We start from the raw sequence: 15,161 nt of genomic DNA, 5'->3' as shown, positions 1-15,161 counted from the left end.
TCCCTCCAGTTAGCGCAGCCCGAGCGGGCCGGCGAGTTCGGTCAATGCGGGTACCAACTTGTCCGGTGACGTCAGCACCTGCACCGGCACGTGATCGGCGCCGGCATCGAGGTGGTGCTGCAGCCGGGCGGCGATCGCGTCCACCGTGCCGTATGCGACGACTGCGTCGACGAGGCGGTCACTGCCGGGCTTGGCGACGTCAGAGTCAGTGAACCCCAACCGCTTCCAGCTGTTGAGGTAATTGTTCAGGTTGAGGTAAATCTCGAGGGCCTTGCGTCCGACTGCGCGGGCGTGCTCGGCGTCGGTGGTAAGCACCACCTTGTGTTCCGGCGCCAGGAACGCGTCCGGCCCGATCAGCTCACGAGCCCGGGCGGTGTGCTCGGGCGTGGTCAGGTACGGGTGGGCGCCGGCGCTGCGGCTGGCCGAGAGTTTGAGAACCTGTGGCCCGAGCGCGGCCACCACCCGGTGTTCCTTGGGCACGCCGAACTCGTCGAGCTTGTCGAGGTAGTCGGTCAGCGCTTCGATGGGCTTGCGGTACGCGGTGTGTGCCTCCGGATGGCCGACGCCGATGCCGAGCAGGAACCGGCCGGGGAAGGCCGCGTTGATCCGGTGGAACGAGTCCGCCACGGGTCCGGGCTGTGCGGTCCAGATGTTGACGATGCCGGTGGCTACTTTGAGGTTGGTGGTTACGGCGAGCAGCGGCTCGACCCACTCCAGCTCCGCGGGCGGGGAACCGCCGACCCAGATCGCGCCGTACCCCAGCGCTTCGATCTCTTGTGCTTGCCCGGGTGTTGCACCGCGTCCGAAGACGCCGTATCGGCCGAGGTCTGGTTTGGTCATGTGTGCGGCAACGCCCCTGCCTCGGACGGCATTCCGATCGACTCCGGCTGATCCGAAATTACTTCGTCGACCCGGTCGGCACTTCATCCGGCGAAGGTGCGGATACCGGCAGCGTCACGATGAATGTGGTGTTGCCCGGTTCGGATTCGACATACAGGTTGCCGTGGTGCTTTTCGCAGACGATCCGCCAGGCCAGGTCCAGTCCCAAACCGGTGCCCTCACCGAACGGCTTGGTGGTGAAGAACGGGGTGAAGATGCGCTCGATCACATCGGCCGGGATGCCCGGGCCGTTGTCGTTGATCTCGATCCGGACCGTGTCATCGCCGACCTTCATGGTGCGTATGGTCAACACCCCGCAACCCTTCATGGCCTGCAGTGCATTGTCGATGATGTTGGTCCACACCTGGTTGAGATCGGCTGGGTAGCACTGCAATTCGGGCAGCGTCGGGTCGTATTGCTTGACCACCTTGACGCAGGATGTGCCGTCCTTGCCGATCCGGTCGCCGAACATCATCAAGGTACTGCGAAGGAGTTCGTGCAGATCGGCGTTCTGGTACGGCGCCCGGTCCATCTGCGAGTACTGCTTGGCGCCGGCGAGCAACGTCGAAATCCGTTTGCTCGCTTCGGAGATCTCGCACATCAGCAGTTCGGTGTCGATGGTGTACTTCAGCCAGCCGAGCGCGCCCTGCAGGGTCTCGGGGGCATTGCTGTCGCCGATCAGAGTCGAAATGCGTTCCAGCCAATCGACATCCAGGCCGGCCTCGACGTAGGTCGGCGCGTAATCCCAGGCGCTGGCCACGCCGTGGTCCTCGAGCCATTCGCCGATCAGATCCTCGCGATCGGCGGTCTCCATGGCGGTCAGTTCCTGGTCCCTGGCCTTGGCCACCTGCTCGGGAATGCCTTCCTGGATGCTGACCAGTACTCGCAGGGACTCTGCGGAGAGCTTGCCGTCGGCCAGCATCGCCAGCTTGTGGCGCATCTTGCCGATCCGTTCGTGCAGGTCAGCCACGGCGCGGGCGGTAGCCGCCGCCGGGTTGTTGAGCTGATGGGTCAATCCGGCCGAAAGTTGGCCCAGGGCAAGCAGTTTCTCGCGCTGCCCGACAATCTGGCGACGCCGCATGCCGCCGACCTTGTGGCCCTCCAGCAGATGTACCGCCATCGGGAATTCGGCCCGCATGAAGTCGGCGTAGGCGTTGGCGTCCAGTACGAAGAACCGTGACCGCCTGGTCACTCGCACCGAGGCCTCATAGACCCGTTGTTCGTCGGGAATGTACGCCGACCAGGCGCCGCAGTAGACGCCGCGCATGTCGGTTCGGTTGGTCTCGATGTCGATGCCGCCGGACTTCATCGACATCACCAGCTCGCCTTCGAGCATCACGTAGAAACACGTCGCCGGCTCGCCCTCGGTACACACCGGGCCGGGCTCGAAGGTGGCGATATGTCCGTGGGAGCACAAGGTGTCCAGCTGTTCGTCGGTCAACGACTCGAACAGGAACAGGGTGCGCAACTCGTCACGCACGCATTTCTCACCCATATGCGCTCCTTACGTCTCCGTCAGATAGCGATGGACCAGCATCACCGCCATGGCACCTTCACCCACTGCGGCGGCCACCCGCTTGGCCGATTCGGCCCGCACGTCGCCGGCCACGAACACGCCGGGCACGCTGGCCTCCAGGTGGTGCGGTGGCCGGTCCAGCGTCCAGCCGCAGACGTCCTTCAAGTCCGGTCCGGTAAGCACGAACCCGTGGTCGTCGCGAGCTATTCCCGCATCCTCCAGCCACGTGGTGCGCGGCGTGGCCCCGATGAAACAACAGAGCCGCGTCGACTCGACGTGTTCGCGGAGGCCCGTGTTGTTGTCCACCAGCCACAATCCGGTCAGATGGCCGTCTTCGCCGCAGGTGTCGACGACTTCGGTGCAGGTGCGCACGTTGATGTTGGGCGTGTTCTCGATCTGCTGGATCAGGTAGTACGACATCGACGCTTCCAGCGACGGTCCGCGTACCAGCAGTGTCACCGACTTGGCCTGCTGCGACATGAACATCGCTGCCTGCCCGGCCGAGTTCGCGCCGCCGACGACATAGACGTCCTCGCCGGCGCATTCGGACGCCTGTGAAACCGACGCGCCGTAGAACACGCCGTTGCCGACGTAGCTCGATCCGACGGCCGTTGGGTCGTCCCAGCATCCGCTGACCTGTAGGTGCCGGTAGTCGACGCCGGTGGCGAGGATGACTGCCCGTGCCGTGATGCTGGCACCGTCGTCGAAGGTCAGCGTCTTGGTGGCCGGCCCGCCGATCTCCAGCCCGACCACCTCGCGGGTGGTGATCACCTCGGCGGCGAACCGCTCCGCCTGTCGTCGTGCGGCGGTGGTGAGCTCGGCGCCGGAGACACCGGTCTCGAAGCCCAGGTAGTTCTCGATCCGCGAGCTGCGCCCGGCCTGTCCGCCGGTGGTGGTGCGTTCGATCAGCACCGTGTGCAGCCCCTCGGACGCGCCGTACACCGCCGCGGCCAGCCCCGCAGGTCCGCCACCGATCACCGCCAGGTCGTACATGTCCAACGACGGGTTCGTGGCCAGGCCCAGCATCTCGGCCAGCTGCGCGTCGGTCGGTTCGACCATCGTCTCGCCCTGCTCGGAGATGACCACCGGCAACTGCAGGCCATCGAGCCCCGCGGCGGCCAGCAGCTGCTTGCCCTTGGGCTCATCGGAGGAGAACGCCCGGTAGTAATGCTGGTTTCGGGCCAGGAACTGACGAACCTCCCAGGACCGCGGGTTCCAGCGATGCCCGATCACCTTGGTGTGTGGCACGGCGCGGTCGCCGACGGTATGCCACTGCTCCAGCAGCCCGTCCAGGACGGGGTAGAGCTTTTCTTCCGGTGGATCCCACGGCTTGAGCAGGTAGTGGTCCAGGTCGACCAGGTTGATCGCGTTGATCGCGGCGTGGGTGTCGGCGTAGGCGGTCAGCAGCACCCGTCGGGCGAGCGGGAAGACATCCATCGCCGCCTCGAGGAAGTCGATGCCACTCATCTCCGGCATCTGGTAGTCGGCGATGAACACCGCGACGGCATCACCGCGTAGCTGCAGCTCGTTGACCGCGACAAGTGCGTCGGTTCCGGATTCGGCGCGCACGATCCGATACCGGTTTCCGTAGTGTTTGCGCAGGTCGCGGGCGACCGCCCGGGAAACCGCCGGATCGTCGTCGACGGTGAGAATCACAGGATTGCGGGCCTGAGAAGAGGGTCCAGTCATCGCTAGCCATTATGCGCCTGACTTGGACAGACGCGGCGCGCGAGTGGTGGATTGGCGGCCCCGGTCGGTGATTTTGGAGCCTGGCCGCTCAGCGGGTATCGTGGACCAACGGTGCGACTGCCGCGCCGGCTTCTTTGCGTGCCCTGTTCTGAAGTTCCCTGGAATTTCCTAGCGTCCGGTCCACGTTTGTGTAGTCGGGGTGGACGCTGCGCCAAGCACGGGCGTATGAGATACGAAACCGAAAAACCAGAGGATTACCGAGAAGTATGGCCAAGAAAGACGGCGCCATCGAGGTCGAGGGCCGCGTGATCGAGCCCCTGCCCAATGCGATGTTCCGCATTGAGCTGGAGAACGGACACAAGGTACTCGCCCACATCAGCGGCAAGATGCGGCAGCACTACATCCGCATCCTGCCGGAGGACCGCGTCGTGGTGGAGCTGTCTCCCTACGACCTGTCCCGTGGCCGCATCGTGTACCGCTACAAGTAAACGCCCAGCAAGCAACACCAACCAGACCAGAGAAAAGGATCGCGAAGCCGTGAAGGTGAACCCGAGCGTCAAGCCGATCTGCGACAAGTGCAGGGTGATCCGCCGGCACGGGCGGGTCATGGTGATCTGCTCCGATCCGCGGCACAAGCAGCGGCAGGGCTAGTAGCAACAGGTCGGGGCGCTTGTCCGCAAGCTCCTGATCCAGCAAGCCCAAAGGCACCACCCATAACTGAATGCAGACATCCCAGTACCACTGAGTGAATGCGTCACTCAGCCACGTCCGGCACGGAGGCCGGACCCCGATAGACGGGGAACGGACTGGGAACAGACCTCCGCAAAGTAAAGGAACACTGCCTGATGGCACGTCTCATGGGCGTTGATCTCCCGCGCGACAAGCGCATGGAGATCGCGCTGACCTATATCTACGGCATCGGCCGTACCCGCAGCCAGGAGATCCTGGCCGCTACCAGCATCGACCGCGACCTGCGCACCAAGGACCTCACCGACGACCAGGTGACCCAGCTGCGTGACTACATCGAGGGCAACCTCAAGGTGGAAGGTGATCTGCGCCGCGAGGTCCAGGCCGACATCCGCCGCAAGATCGAGATCGGCTGCTACCAGGGCCTGCGCCACCGTCGTGGCCTGCCCGTGCGTGGCCAGCGGACGAAGACCAACGCGCGTACCCGCAAGGGCCCGAAGCGCACCATCGCCGGCAAGAAGAAGGCCAGGTAAGTAAATGGCACCGACCAAGAAAGCCGGCGCTGCCTCAGCGAAGCGCGGCAAGCCCACTCGTCGCCGGGAAAAGAAGAACGTCCCGCACGGCGCTGCTCACATCAAGAGCACGTTCAACAACACCATCGTCTCGATCACCGATCCCCAGGGCAACGTCATCGCCTGGGCCTCGTCGGGCCACGTCGGCTTCAAGGGTTCGCGCAAGAGCACCCCGTTCGCCGCGCAGCTCGCCGCCGAGAACGCTGCCCGCAAGGCGCAGGAGCACGGTGTCAAGAAGGTCGATGTCTTCGTGAAGGGCCCGGGTTCGGGCCGCGAGACCGCGATCCGTTCACTGCAGGCAGCCGGCCTCGAGGTTGGCGCCATTTCCGACGTCACCCCGCAGCCGCACAACGGCTGCCGTCCGCCCAAGCGGCGCCGGGTCTAGGGGAGAAGGACTAACTCATGGCTCGTTATACCGGACCCGCCACCCGCAAGTCGCGCCGTCTCGGCGTCGACCTCGTCGGCGGCGATCAGTCATTCGAGAAGCGCCCCTACCCGCCCGGCCAGCACGGCCGCGCGCGGATCAAGGAGAGCGAATACCGCACCCAGCTGCAGGAGAAGCAGAAGGCTCGCTTCACCTACGGCGTCATGGAGAAGCAGTTCCGCAAGTACTACGAGGAAGCCAACCGCAAGGCTGGCAAGACCGGCGAGAACTTGCTGCAGATCCTGGAAAGCCGTCTGGACAACGTCGTGTACCGCGCCGGCTTGGCCCGTACCCGCCGGATGGCCCGTCAGCTCGTCAGCCACGGCCACTTCACCGTCAACGGTGTGAAGGTCAACATCCCGAGCTACCGGGTGTCGCAGTACGACATCATCGACATCAAGGGCAAGTCGCTGAACACCCTGCCGTTCATGATCTCGCGTGAGACCTCGGGCGACCGCCCGATCCCGTCCTGGCTGCAGGTCGTGGGCGAGCGTCAGCGCATCCTCGTGCACCAGCTGCCCGAGCGCGCTCAGATCGTGGTGCCGCTCGCTGAGCAGCTCATCGTCGAGTTCTACTCGAAGTAACCGGGTCGCCGCGGCCGTAGGCCGCACATGTTGACGGCAATCCGTCCGTCAACACCAAACCGGCATCAAATAGCGGGTGCCGAGAAGGAGATAGAAAAGAATGCTGATCTCTCAGCGTCCCACCCTGTCCGAAGATGTGCTGGCCGACAACCGGTCCCGGTTCACCATCGAACCGCTGGAGCCGGGCTTCGGTTACACGCTGGGCAACTCGCTGCGGCGCACGCTGCTGTCGTCCATCCCGGGCGCGGCGGTCACCAGCATCCGTATCGATGGTGTGCTGCACGAGTTCACCACCGTCCCCGGGGTAAAGGAAGATGTCACCGACATCATCCTGAACCTCAAGGGTCTGGTCGTGTCCTCGGAAGAGGATGAGCCGGTCACCATGTACCTGCGCAAGCAGGGCCCGGGCGCCGTCACCGCCGGTGACATCGTGCCTCCGGCCGGTGTGACCGTGCACAACCCGGACATGCACATCGCCACCCTCAACGACAAGGGCAAGCTGGAGGTCGAGCTCGTCGTCGAGCGCGGTCGCGGTTACGTCCCGGCCGTGCAGAACAAGGCTTCGGGTGCGGAAATCGGCCGGATCCCGGTCGATTCCATCTACTCGCCGGTGCTGAAGGTCACCTACAAGGTGGAGGCTACCCGCGTCGAGCAGCGCACCGACTTCGACAAGCTGATCCTCGATGTCGAGACCAAGAACTCGATCGCCCCGCGTGACGCCCTGGCTTCGGCCGGCAAGACGCTGGTCGAGCTGTTCGGTCTGGCCCGCGAGCTCAACGTCGAGGCCGAAGGCATCGAGATCGGCCCGTCGCCGGCTGAAGCCGACCACATCGCGTCGTTCGCACTGCCGATCGACGATCTGGAACTGACCGTGCGGTCGTACAACTGCCTCAAGCGCGAGGGTGTGCACACCGTCGGTGAGTTGGTCTCGCGTACCGAGTCCGACCTGCTGGACATCCGCAACTTCGGTCAGAAGTCCATCGATGAGGTCAAGATCAAGCTGCACCAGCTGGGTCTGTCGCTCAAGGACAGCCCGGCCAGCTTCGATCCGTCTCAGGTTGCCGGCTACGACGTGGCCACCGGTACCTGGAACAGCGACGCCGGCTATGACCTGGACGACACCCAGGACTACGCCGAAACCGAGCAGCTCTAAAAGAATTCCGTCCCGGCCCTACCTGATACGGGGGCCGGCCCCAATTAGGAGATAGTTGTCATGCCCAAGCCTACAAAGGGTGCCCGCCTCGGCGGGTCGTCCTCGCACCAGAAGGCGATCCTGGCCAACCTGGCCACCTCGCTGTTCGAGCACGGCCGGATCACCACGACCGAGCCCAAGGCGCGGGCGTTGCGGCCGTATGCGGAGAAGCTCATCACCCACGCCAAGAAGGGCGCGCTGCACAACCGGCGTGAGGTGATGAAGAAGATCCGCGACAAGGACGTCGTGCACGCCCTGTTCGCCGAGATCGCACCGTTCTTCTCGGACCGCGATGGTGGCTACACCCGGATCATCAAGATCGAGAACCGCAAGGGCGACAACGCCCCGATGGCGGTCATCGAGCTGGTGCGGGAGCGCACTGTCGTCTCTGAGGCCGATCGTGCCCGTCGTGCCGCTGCGGCTCAGGCCAAGGCCGCTGCCGAGGCTCCGGCAGCTCCGGCTGAGGAAGCCGCTGCTGAGGCTCCGGCCGCGGAAGCCGCTGCTGAGGTCGAGGCTCCCGAGGCCGAGGCTGAAGCGACTGAGGATGACGCCAAGTCCTAATCAAGCTGTGAACGACATACCCGCCATCGATTCCGATGGCGGGTATGTTCGTCTACGGCTCGATATCTCTTACGACGGAACCGAATTCGCCGGCTGGGCACCACAAGCCGGCCAGCGCACGGTGGCGGGAGTCATCGAGGAGACGCTGACGACGGTGTTCCGCGAGCCGGTGCGGCTGGTGACTGCCGGGCGCACCGACACCGGGGTGCATGCCACCGGTCAGGTAGCTCACGTTGACGTGCCTTGTGGCGCACTGGGTTACGCCTATCCCCGTACACCCCGCCCCGGCGACCCCGAGTTCCTGCCGTTGGTGCGGCGGTTGGCACGATTCCTGCCGGCGGATGTCCGGGTACGCCAGATCGCCCGTGCCCCAGCGGGTTTCGATGCCCGGTTCTCCGCGCTGCGCCGGCACTACGAATACCGGTTGTCGTTGGCGCCGTACGGTGTCGACCCTGCGCTGGCCCGCTTCGTCACGCCGTGGCCGCGGCCGTTGGATCTGTCTGCGATGGCGGCAGCGTCGCAGGAGTTGTTGGGACTGCAGGACTTTGCCGCGTTCTGCCGGTTCCGTGAAGGCGCGACCACCATCCGCGATCTGCAGCGGCTGTCATGGGAGCGAACGAACGATCTGGTGACGGCGTATGTCACCGCAGATGCCTTCTGCTGGAACATGGTTCGCTCATTGGTCGGTGCGCTGTTGGTGATCGGTCAGGGCAGACGGGAGCCTTCATGGATAGCCGGCCTGCTGGAAGCCGACAAGCGATCCAGTGAATACGCTGCCGCGCCGGCGCGCGGACTGACGCTGGTCCGCGTCGACTACCCGCCCGACGACGAATTGGCGTCGCGTATCGCGGTCACCCGCGACCTGCGCTCCCTCTGATCCTTTCCGTCCACACGTACGTTGGTGCGGAGAGAGTGCGAGTGGAGAGGGGATTTTCGGCGATCTCGCAAGACTCAGAGCCGGGACGAGACGAACTTGGCCGCCTGGGCCACCATGCCCGACTGGATGTAGCCCGGCGCCAGGTGATCCTGCCATTCGGATCGCCATCGGTACGGGCTGCTCGGATTGCATATCGGATCATCGGTGTGGCACAGGTCGATGGTGCGGGTTTGGTAGGTCGGGTTGATCGCGGTGATCGGTGCGGCCCAGTTGGCTCCGTTGCCGAAGAGCGCGACCGCGGCGATGTGCTGATCGGTGCCTTGTGGCAGCGGGCTGTTGAACGTGAAGGCTGAAATGGGCACGGCAAGAACGAGATCGGTGGCTGCTGCGCCCAGCGAGTAACCACCCAGCACGATCTTGGTGCTCGGGCAGTTGTGCGCCAGCCACTGCACGCGGCGGCTCATGTCGTTGGCGCCCATATCCACCTGGGTGTCCGCCGGATAATTCACCGGGTAGAGGGTGATGTTCGGGCCGCGGAGATAGCGCAGGGCGTTGACGAATGCCGCGCCGACCTCTCCCGGGCCGGGCGGCTCATTTCGTCCGCGGGCGAACACCACCTCAGCCGGTGGGCATACGACGGCATTCGCGGCGCCAATCATGTTGGGCGCCGCCGTCATCGGTGCCACGACGGCGGTCAGGGCGGTGATCAGCGCCAGGAAAATCCGATGGCCAACCACAAATTAGATGGTATTGACCATGCCATCGAGAAAAGGTGGCAGCCAGGCAACGATCCGGCGACGATCGCTGGTGCGGCGGAAGCTAGATGCGGGCGGCGGCGAAACTGGCTGCCTGCGCAACCATTCCGGAATTGATGTAGCCGGGCTGCAGATGGTCCTGAAAGTCGGCCGTCCAGGTGGATGGCTTGCTCGGGTTGCAGATCGGGTCGTCGCCGTGACACAGGTCGATGGTGCGGCCGGCATAGATCGGATTGAATCCGGAAATGGGCCCGGCCCAGTTGGAACCGTTGCCGAACAATACGACTGCGGCGATGTGTTGATCCGTGCCGGCCGGCAGGGGGTTGGTGAAAGCAAACAATGAAACAGGCAGCGCCAGAACAAGATCGGTCGCAGCCGCTCCCAGCGAGTAACCGCCGAGCACCATTCGGGTCGTGGGGCAGTTGGCCGACATGTATTGGACGTGCCGACTCATATCGGCCGCGCCCATGTCGATCTGCGTGTCGGCGGGGTAGTTGACGGCATAGAGCCCGACGGTCTTCTTTGTCTTGCCACGCAACGAATTCACGAACGCGTCGCCGACCAGGCCGGCGCCGGGGGGTTCATTGCGGCCCCGGGCGAACACCACCTCGACAGGCGGGCACGATGCCGCCTCGGCAACGGGCAGAGTCTGGGAATGAAGCAACGGAAGCACGATCGAGGCCACCGCGGCTGCCACGACCGTGATCGCGGGCAGTGCGCGGTGGGTCACGAATTCGATGCTAGCCCAACAGATTGACGCACTCGTTGAATATGTGTCGAGCGCTACAGCCTGCTATACCAAGTTGTTACACCAATCCGGCGACGAAATTCGCCGCATCATTGGTGGGGCCACCGGCGTACGCGCTGTGCGCGCCCATGTCCTGACCATCGGTCTGGCAGATCGGGTCACCCGGATTGCACAGATCGATGACCTTGCCGCCCCACACCGGGCTCGCCGTGAGCGGCAGCCCCAGCTTGGCTGACGGGTTACCGAACACCGCGATTGCTGCGACGTGACCGGCCGCGTCAGGCGGCAAGGGGTTGTTGAATCCGACGCCGGGAACCGGGATCGCGCCGATGACATCCATCACGGCTGCGCCCTGCGAATAGCCACCGAGTACCTGCCGGGTGTTGGGGCAGTTGTCGGCCATCCACTGGATGTGGCCGCTGGCGTCGTTTGCGCCGTCGGCGGCGGCAAGGAAGTCATACGAGGCGGGATAGTTGACGCCGTAGGCGCCTACCGACCGGCCACCGACCTTCTGCCGCAGCTGGTTGACGAATGACCCGCCGACGCGGCCCAAGCCGGGAGCTTCGGTGGTGCCACGAGCGAAGGTGACCTCGATATCCGGGCAGTTGTCGGCGGCGGCGATACCGATAGAGCTCGACGGGCCCGGTGTCACGATCGGGGTGATGGCGGCAACGGTCGTCGCTGCGGTGACCGCCAGAACCCGAGAAAATCGATTAGAGCGCATAAGTAATCCTAACGCGCCGTCGGCTCAAACCAGCCGAGCGATGAAGCTCGCCGCCTGAGGAACGAAGTCGGAGGTCTCGTAATGGGTGTGCGCGAACGGGTTACGGCCGTGTGAGCAGATCGGGTCACCGTCGGAGCACAGGTCGATCGACCGGTTCGCGAACTGGCCCTGAGAATCCAGCGGAATGCTGAACTTGGCACTGGGATTGCCGAAGACGACGGCGGCGGCCACCTTGCTGGCCAGATCAGCCGGCAGGGGCGGGGCCGAGCCGATTTCGCCGACCTTGTTACCGAGCGGCGGTATGCCCGACAGCATGTCCACCACTGCGGCGCCCTGAGAGTATCCGCCCAGCACAATTCGGGTGCGCGGGCACTGCTGCGCCATCATGGCGATGTGGTTCTGCGCGTCGGTGGCGCCATCCTGCGCGGTCAGGAAGTCGTATGACGCCGGATAGTCGACTCCGTAGCTGCCGATGGTTCGGTTGCCGACCAGTGGCTGCAGGGCATTGACCAGGGCGTCGCCGACCCGGCCGATACCCGGATCTTCACTGGTGCCGCGGGCGAACACCACTTCGATGTTCGGGCACGGAACGTCCTGCGCGACGGCCGGAACCGCGGTGATCAGCGCCGCCCCTGAGGTCAGGGCGGCTGCAAGCGCGGCCAGGCGGGCCGACATGCTGAGCAAGGTCACGCGGCACATCTTCACACACGGTGCTCAACTAGGGCCAATTGTCTGAGGGCCCGGCAAACCGTCGGGACTGTCCGGCCAGTTGTCGTGCCAAGTGGCCTCATTGCGGTCACCCTGTCGCGCCAAGGCTAGGCCGGCGAGCACTACCGCTCCGCCCAGCAACTGCGTCGGGCTGATCGATTCGCCCAGCAAGGCCCACGCGGCCAGTACCGCGAACATCACCTCGGCCAGACCGACCAGGGATGCGAACCGAGGCTGGAGTCTGGCGATGCCCATGATGCCGAAGGTGTACGCCGTGGCGGTCGGAACGATCGCCAGGGTGATGACCGGCACCAGCCACGGCGTCATGATCCCTGCCATCGCCGTATCGTGGTTGGCGAAGGTCAGCGGCATCGCGCCGGTCAGGCCCAGCAGACCGACCGTGACTGCGCCGACCACCAACCCCGCGGTGGCCAGGGTGATCGACTGAAGGCCGGTACCGTCGGCGCTGGCCTTGTCGGACATCATGAAATAGCAGGCGGCGCATACCGCGGAGCCCAGTCCCCAGCCGATTCCGACTGGGTTGATTCCACCGCCGGTGCCGGCACCGGGTCCAACGAGGCCGAGCACCAGGGTGATGCCGGCAACCGCCAGTGCGACGCCGGCCAGGGTGAGATTGCCGGGGCGACGGCGGGTGGTGGCCCAGAGCCAGCCGACGACCAGAAGCGGCGAGGCGTACTCGAGCAGCAGGGCCACGCCGACCGGCAGATAGGTGACGGCGTTGAAGTAACACAGCTGGGCGCCCGCGATCGGGATGGCGCCGTAGACGATCACGGTCCCGGCGTGGTCGAGTGCCTCGCGCAGCCAGTTGTGCCTGAGCAGGGTTGCGACCACCGCCATCACCAGGGCGCCGCCGGTGAGCCGGGCGACGACAGCGGCAGTAGGACTCCAGCCGGCCTCGATCAGTGACTTGGCCAGCGCACCGGCCATCCCGAAGCAGAAGGCGGACGTGATGGCGAAGGCCATGCCGGTTCGGAACTGGCCCGGAGCGCCGGAGGGTTGTCCATTGGGTGGGGTGGGGCGACCGAGGGATGGGGTGTGCGGTCCGTTCGGCGCAGGCATCGGCCACCTCTGATGATGTAATGAGTAAATCTGATATTGGTCATGACGCTACGCAATTCGGGAGTAACGAGTCAAATGAATTTCAGTCATGACACGGAGCTCACGCTGCGCGCGGCCTGCGTGTTGATCAACAGCGACCGGGTTCACGGCCGGCCGCTCGCCGACCTGGCTGCGCTGGACGAATACCTGAATGCGTTCGGGTGGACCGGGCGGCGCGACCGCGACGCCGCGGAATTGGCATCGGTGCATCGCCTCCGCGAGCGTCTGAGCGCGTTGTGGGTCGCCGCCGGCGACGAGGAGACCGTGGTCGGTCAGGTCAACGGGCTACTCAGCGACACCCGGGCCGCGCCCTGGCTGACCCGCCACCCGGAGATGCCTGAGTGGCATCTGCACCTGGCCTCTGACCGGGATCCGCTGGCCCAGCGGATGGGTGCCGAGATGGCGATGGCGTTGGCGGACCTCATCCGGGCCGGTGAGTTGCGCCGGCTCAAGACGTGTACGGCACCGGATTGCGACGCGGTGTTGATCGATTTGTCGCGCAACAGATCTCGCATATTCTGTGACACCGGAAACTGCGGCAACAGGCAGCACGTCGCGGCCTATCGCGAGCGCCGCGCTCACGAGCACGATTGACTCAGGGCAGGTGCCCGTCGCGGATCCGGCTTCGCGAAGGCTGCTATGGCCCCGCATTCCCCGCCCTGGTGCGGACATCTCACTTTGGCGGCAAGACGTGTTGAGCGACCGCCGTTAGCCAAGGTCGATGCAAAGCCGTACATGGCGATATCTGAAGGGGCATAGCAGTTCTACGGTGTCGAGCCCGATCGAGCCACCAGCCGCAACTGACATTGTCAGCGGTGGTGGAACCCTTCAGACCAAAAGTCAGGTGGGTCAGCGTGACGCCCGCTAGGCCGCACACTGACCGCCCGTAATCATCGCCGGATCGGACAGGTGACGACCGCGTTGCCACCGCGATGTTTTGCTTCGAACATGGCGTGATCGGCACGCTCGATCGCGGCGCTGATCACGGCCGCCGAGTCAGCGTCGTGTTGCAGAACATCCGCTAGCGCGACCGTGGCGATGCCGATGCTTGCCGTTACCGGAGTTTGTTCGGAACGGGCCGCGATGCTCGCTCGCACGCGCTCCGCGATTGACGGGACATGGTCAGCCGCGACGACGTCAATGATGCCGAACTCCTCGCCACCCATCCGTGCAACGAGTGCGTCTGCACGTAGGGCGGACTTGATCCGGCGGGCGCTGCGAACCAAGACTGCGTCGCCTTCGGCGTGTCCGTGGGTGTCGTTGATGTGTTTGAACCGGTCCAGGTCGATGACCGTCACCATCACGTGCGCGTCGACCCGATGGCGTGGGTCCTGAAGTAGATTGGCTACCAGCAGATTCAGTCCCCGACGGTTGAGCAAACCGGTGAGTTGATCGTTCAACGAGTCAGCCGCGTCGTTGTGCATCAGCGAGATGCCGCAGTGAACGAACGCGGGTGTGGCCACCAGTGAGACGATCGCCACGATGAACTTGGCCGCGGCGAGCAGCGGGTCACCGTGTGGACCGGTGGCGATCAACGCAACTGAGAAGCTGACCGAAATCAGCATCCAACCCATGTGCAACACAAGGACTTTCGGCCCTTCGAAGAACTCTAGGTAAAGCGAAATCAAACCCAGCAACATCAGGTCAAGCAGGCCGACAAGGTGATTGCAGTGCTGTAATGAGCCGATCGTGATCGCGACGTCGGCGTAGGCAACGAAGGCTACCGACGTCCACCGCGACGGCCAGTGCCCGAACCACCACAGCAGCACCCACGGGATCGCCGACACGGTGAGTCCCAGCGAGATGACGCGCGACGCGGCGGTGCCAGGGCCGGCCGGTGAGAAGTAGACGACGAGCGGGACGACTGCGATTACGGCAGTACAGGCGCCGATGACGAGCTGGACTCCACCAAGCAGCCCGCGCTGGGCGAAATACGCGACTTGGGCGTCACGGTCCGTCGGTGTCGACCACCAGTCCCGGGCCATCTCGGTGGCGACTGGCAGACTCCGCAGTTTGGTCAGCACTGGCCACCTCGCACCGCGCGCCGAGTCAACAACGGCGATCCCAGTCCGGAGGACATGCGTGTCGAATCTGCCCCAGGGCCAGCTCGACGTGGTTGCGATAGC

The 15,161-nt window shown here is 64.9% G+C and carries 18 protein-coding genes; 9 read left to right on the top strand and 9 right to left on the bottom strand.

What is annotated here, in order from left to right; all coding sequences use genetic code 11:
* Positions 1-9: 9 nt before the first annotated feature.
* From ABIA30_RS08200 to ABIA30_RS08190, 3 genes are read right to left on the bottom strand one after another with little or no spacing between them, the layout of a single operon-like run.
* Positions 10-840, bottom strand: a complete 831-nt coding sequence (locus ABIA30_RS08200; RefSeq protein WP_370063991.1) for an LLM class F420-dependent oxidoreductase — start codon at positions 838-840, stop codon at positions 10-12.
* 58 nt (positions 841-898) lie between these two features.
* Positions 899-2,374: an ATP-binding protein gene (locus ABIA30_RS08195; protein WP_370063989.1), complete on the bottom strand. Its 1,476-nt coding sequence runs from the start codon at positions 2,372-2,374 to the stop codon at positions 899-901.
* Between the two features lie 9 nt (positions 2,375-2,383).
* Positions 2,384-4,084 (bottom strand): FAD-dependent oxidoreductase, encoded by a 1,701-nt coding sequence (locus ABIA30_RS08190; protein WP_370063987.1) that lies wholly within the window; start codon positions 4,082-4,084, stop codon positions 2,384-2,386.
* A 266-nt stretch (positions 4,085-4,350) separates the two neighbouring features.
* Here ABIA30_RS08190 and infA point away from each other — a divergent pair, with 266 nt between their 5' ends.
* From infA to truA, 8 genes are all read left to right on the top strand, one after another.
* Positions 4,351-4,572, top strand: a complete 222-nt coding sequence (gene infA / locus ABIA30_RS08185) for a translation initiation factor IF-1 (RefSeq protein ID WP_003886926.1) — start codon at positions 4,351-4,353, stop codon at positions 4,570-4,572.
* Positions 4,573-4,621: 49 nt separating this feature from the next.
* Positions 4,622-4,735: a 50S ribosomal protein L36 gene (gene rpmJ, locus ABIA30_RS08180; RefSeq protein ID WP_003879483.1), complete on the top strand. Its 114-nt coding sequence runs from the start codon at positions 4,622-4,624 to the stop codon at positions 4,733-4,735.
* Between the two features lie 194 nt (positions 4,736-4,929).
* Positions 4,930-5,304: a 30S ribosomal protein S13 gene (gene rpsM / locus ABIA30_RS08175; protein ID WP_043401867.1), complete on the top strand. Its 375-nt coding sequence runs from the start codon at positions 4,930-4,932 to the stop codon at positions 5,302-5,304.
* A gap of 4 nt (positions 5,305-5,308) precedes the next feature.
* On the top strand, positions 5,309-5,728 hold the full coding sequence (gene rpsK, locus ABIA30_RS08170) for a 30S ribosomal protein S11 (protein WP_370063983.1): 420 nt from the start codon (positions 5,309-5,311) through the stop codon (positions 5,726-5,728).
* Positions 5,729-5,745: 17 nt separating this feature from the next.
* Complete coding sequence (gene rpsD / locus ABIA30_RS08165; RefSeq protein ID WP_370063981.1) at positions 5,746-6,351, top strand: 30S ribosomal protein S4; 606 nt, start codon at positions 5,746-5,748, stop codon at positions 6,349-6,351.
* A 100-nt stretch (positions 6,352-6,451) separates the two neighbouring features.
* On the top strand, positions 6,452-7,504 hold the full coding sequence (locus ABIA30_RS08160; RefSeq protein WP_370063979.1) for a DNA-directed RNA polymerase subunit alpha: 1,053 nt from the start codon (positions 6,452-6,454) through the stop codon (positions 7,502-7,504).
* A 60-nt stretch (positions 7,505-7,564) separates the two neighbouring features.
* On the top strand, positions 7,565-8,104 hold the full coding sequence (gene rplQ, locus ABIA30_RS08155; protein WP_370063977.1) for a 50S ribosomal protein L17: 540 nt from the start codon (positions 7,565-7,567) through the stop codon (positions 8,102-8,104).
* Complete coding sequence (gene truA / locus ABIA30_RS08150; protein WP_370063975.1) at positions 8,088-8,981, top strand: tRNA pseudouridine(38-40) synthase TruA; 894 nt, start codon at positions 8,088-8,090, stop codon at positions 8,979-8,981. The genes rplQ and truA overlap by 17 nt, the downstream gene beginning before the upstream one ends.
* Before the next feature lie 74 nt (positions 8,982-9,055).
* On the opposite strand, the gene ABIA30_RS08145 is transcribed toward truA, so the two are convergent.
* From ABIA30_RS08145 to ABIA30_RS08125, 5 genes are all read right to left on the bottom strand, one after another.
* The gene (locus ABIA30_RS08145) at positions 9,056-9,658 is read right to left on the bottom strand and encodes a cutinase family protein (protein WP_370065452.1); all 603 of its coding nucleotides are present in this window, start codon (positions 9,656-9,658) and stop codon (positions 9,056-9,058) included.
* A 142-nt stretch (positions 9,659-9,800) separates the two neighbouring features.
* Positions 9,801-10,475 (bottom strand): cutinase family protein, encoded by a 675-nt coding sequence (locus ABIA30_RS08140; protein ID WP_370065450.1) that lies wholly within the window; start codon positions 10,473-10,475, stop codon positions 9,801-9,803.
* Positions 10,476-10,542: 67 nt separating this feature from the next.
* Entirely contained in the window at positions 10,543-11,208 is a 666-nt protein-coding gene (locus ABIA30_RS08135; RefSeq protein WP_370063973.1) for a cutinase family protein, read from the bottom strand.
* Between the two features lie 24 nt (positions 11,209-11,232).
* The gene (locus ABIA30_RS08130; protein ID WP_370063971.1) at positions 11,233-11,907 is read right to left on the bottom strand and encodes a cutinase family protein; all 675 of its coding nucleotides are present in this window, start codon (positions 11,905-11,907) and stop codon (positions 11,233-11,235) included.
* A gap of 15 nt (positions 11,908-11,922) precedes the next feature.
* Complete coding sequence (locus ABIA30_RS08125) at positions 11,923-12,900, bottom strand: DMT family transporter (RefSeq protein WP_370065448.1); 978 nt, start codon at positions 12,898-12,900, stop codon at positions 11,923-11,925.
* A 171-nt stretch (positions 12,901-13,071) separates the two neighbouring features.
* On the opposite strand from ABIA30_RS08125, the gene ABIA30_RS08120 reads away from it, so the two are divergent.
* On the top strand, positions 13,072-13,629 hold the full coding sequence (locus ABIA30_RS08120; protein ID WP_370063969.1) for a CGNR zinc finger domain-containing protein: 558 nt from the start codon (positions 13,072-13,074) through the stop codon (positions 13,627-13,629).
* Positions 13,630-13,925: 296 nt separating this feature from the next.
* Here ABIA30_RS08120 and ABIA30_RS08115 read toward each other — a convergent pair whose 3' ends face one another.
* Positions 13,926-15,059, bottom strand: coding sequence for a GGDEF domain-containing protein (locus ABIA30_RS08115; RefSeq protein ID WP_370063967.1), 1,134 nt, complete (start codon positions 15,057-15,059; stop codon positions 13,926-13,928).
* Between the last annotated feature and the right edge of the window lie 102 nt (positions 15,060-15,161).

Source organism: Mycobacterium sp. MAA66 (assembly GCF_041261665.1).
Lineage (GTDB): Bacteria > Actinomycetota > Actinomycetes > Mycobacteriales > Mycobacteriaceae > Mycobacterium.
This window is presented reverse-complemented; position numbering and strand designations above follow the sequence as displayed.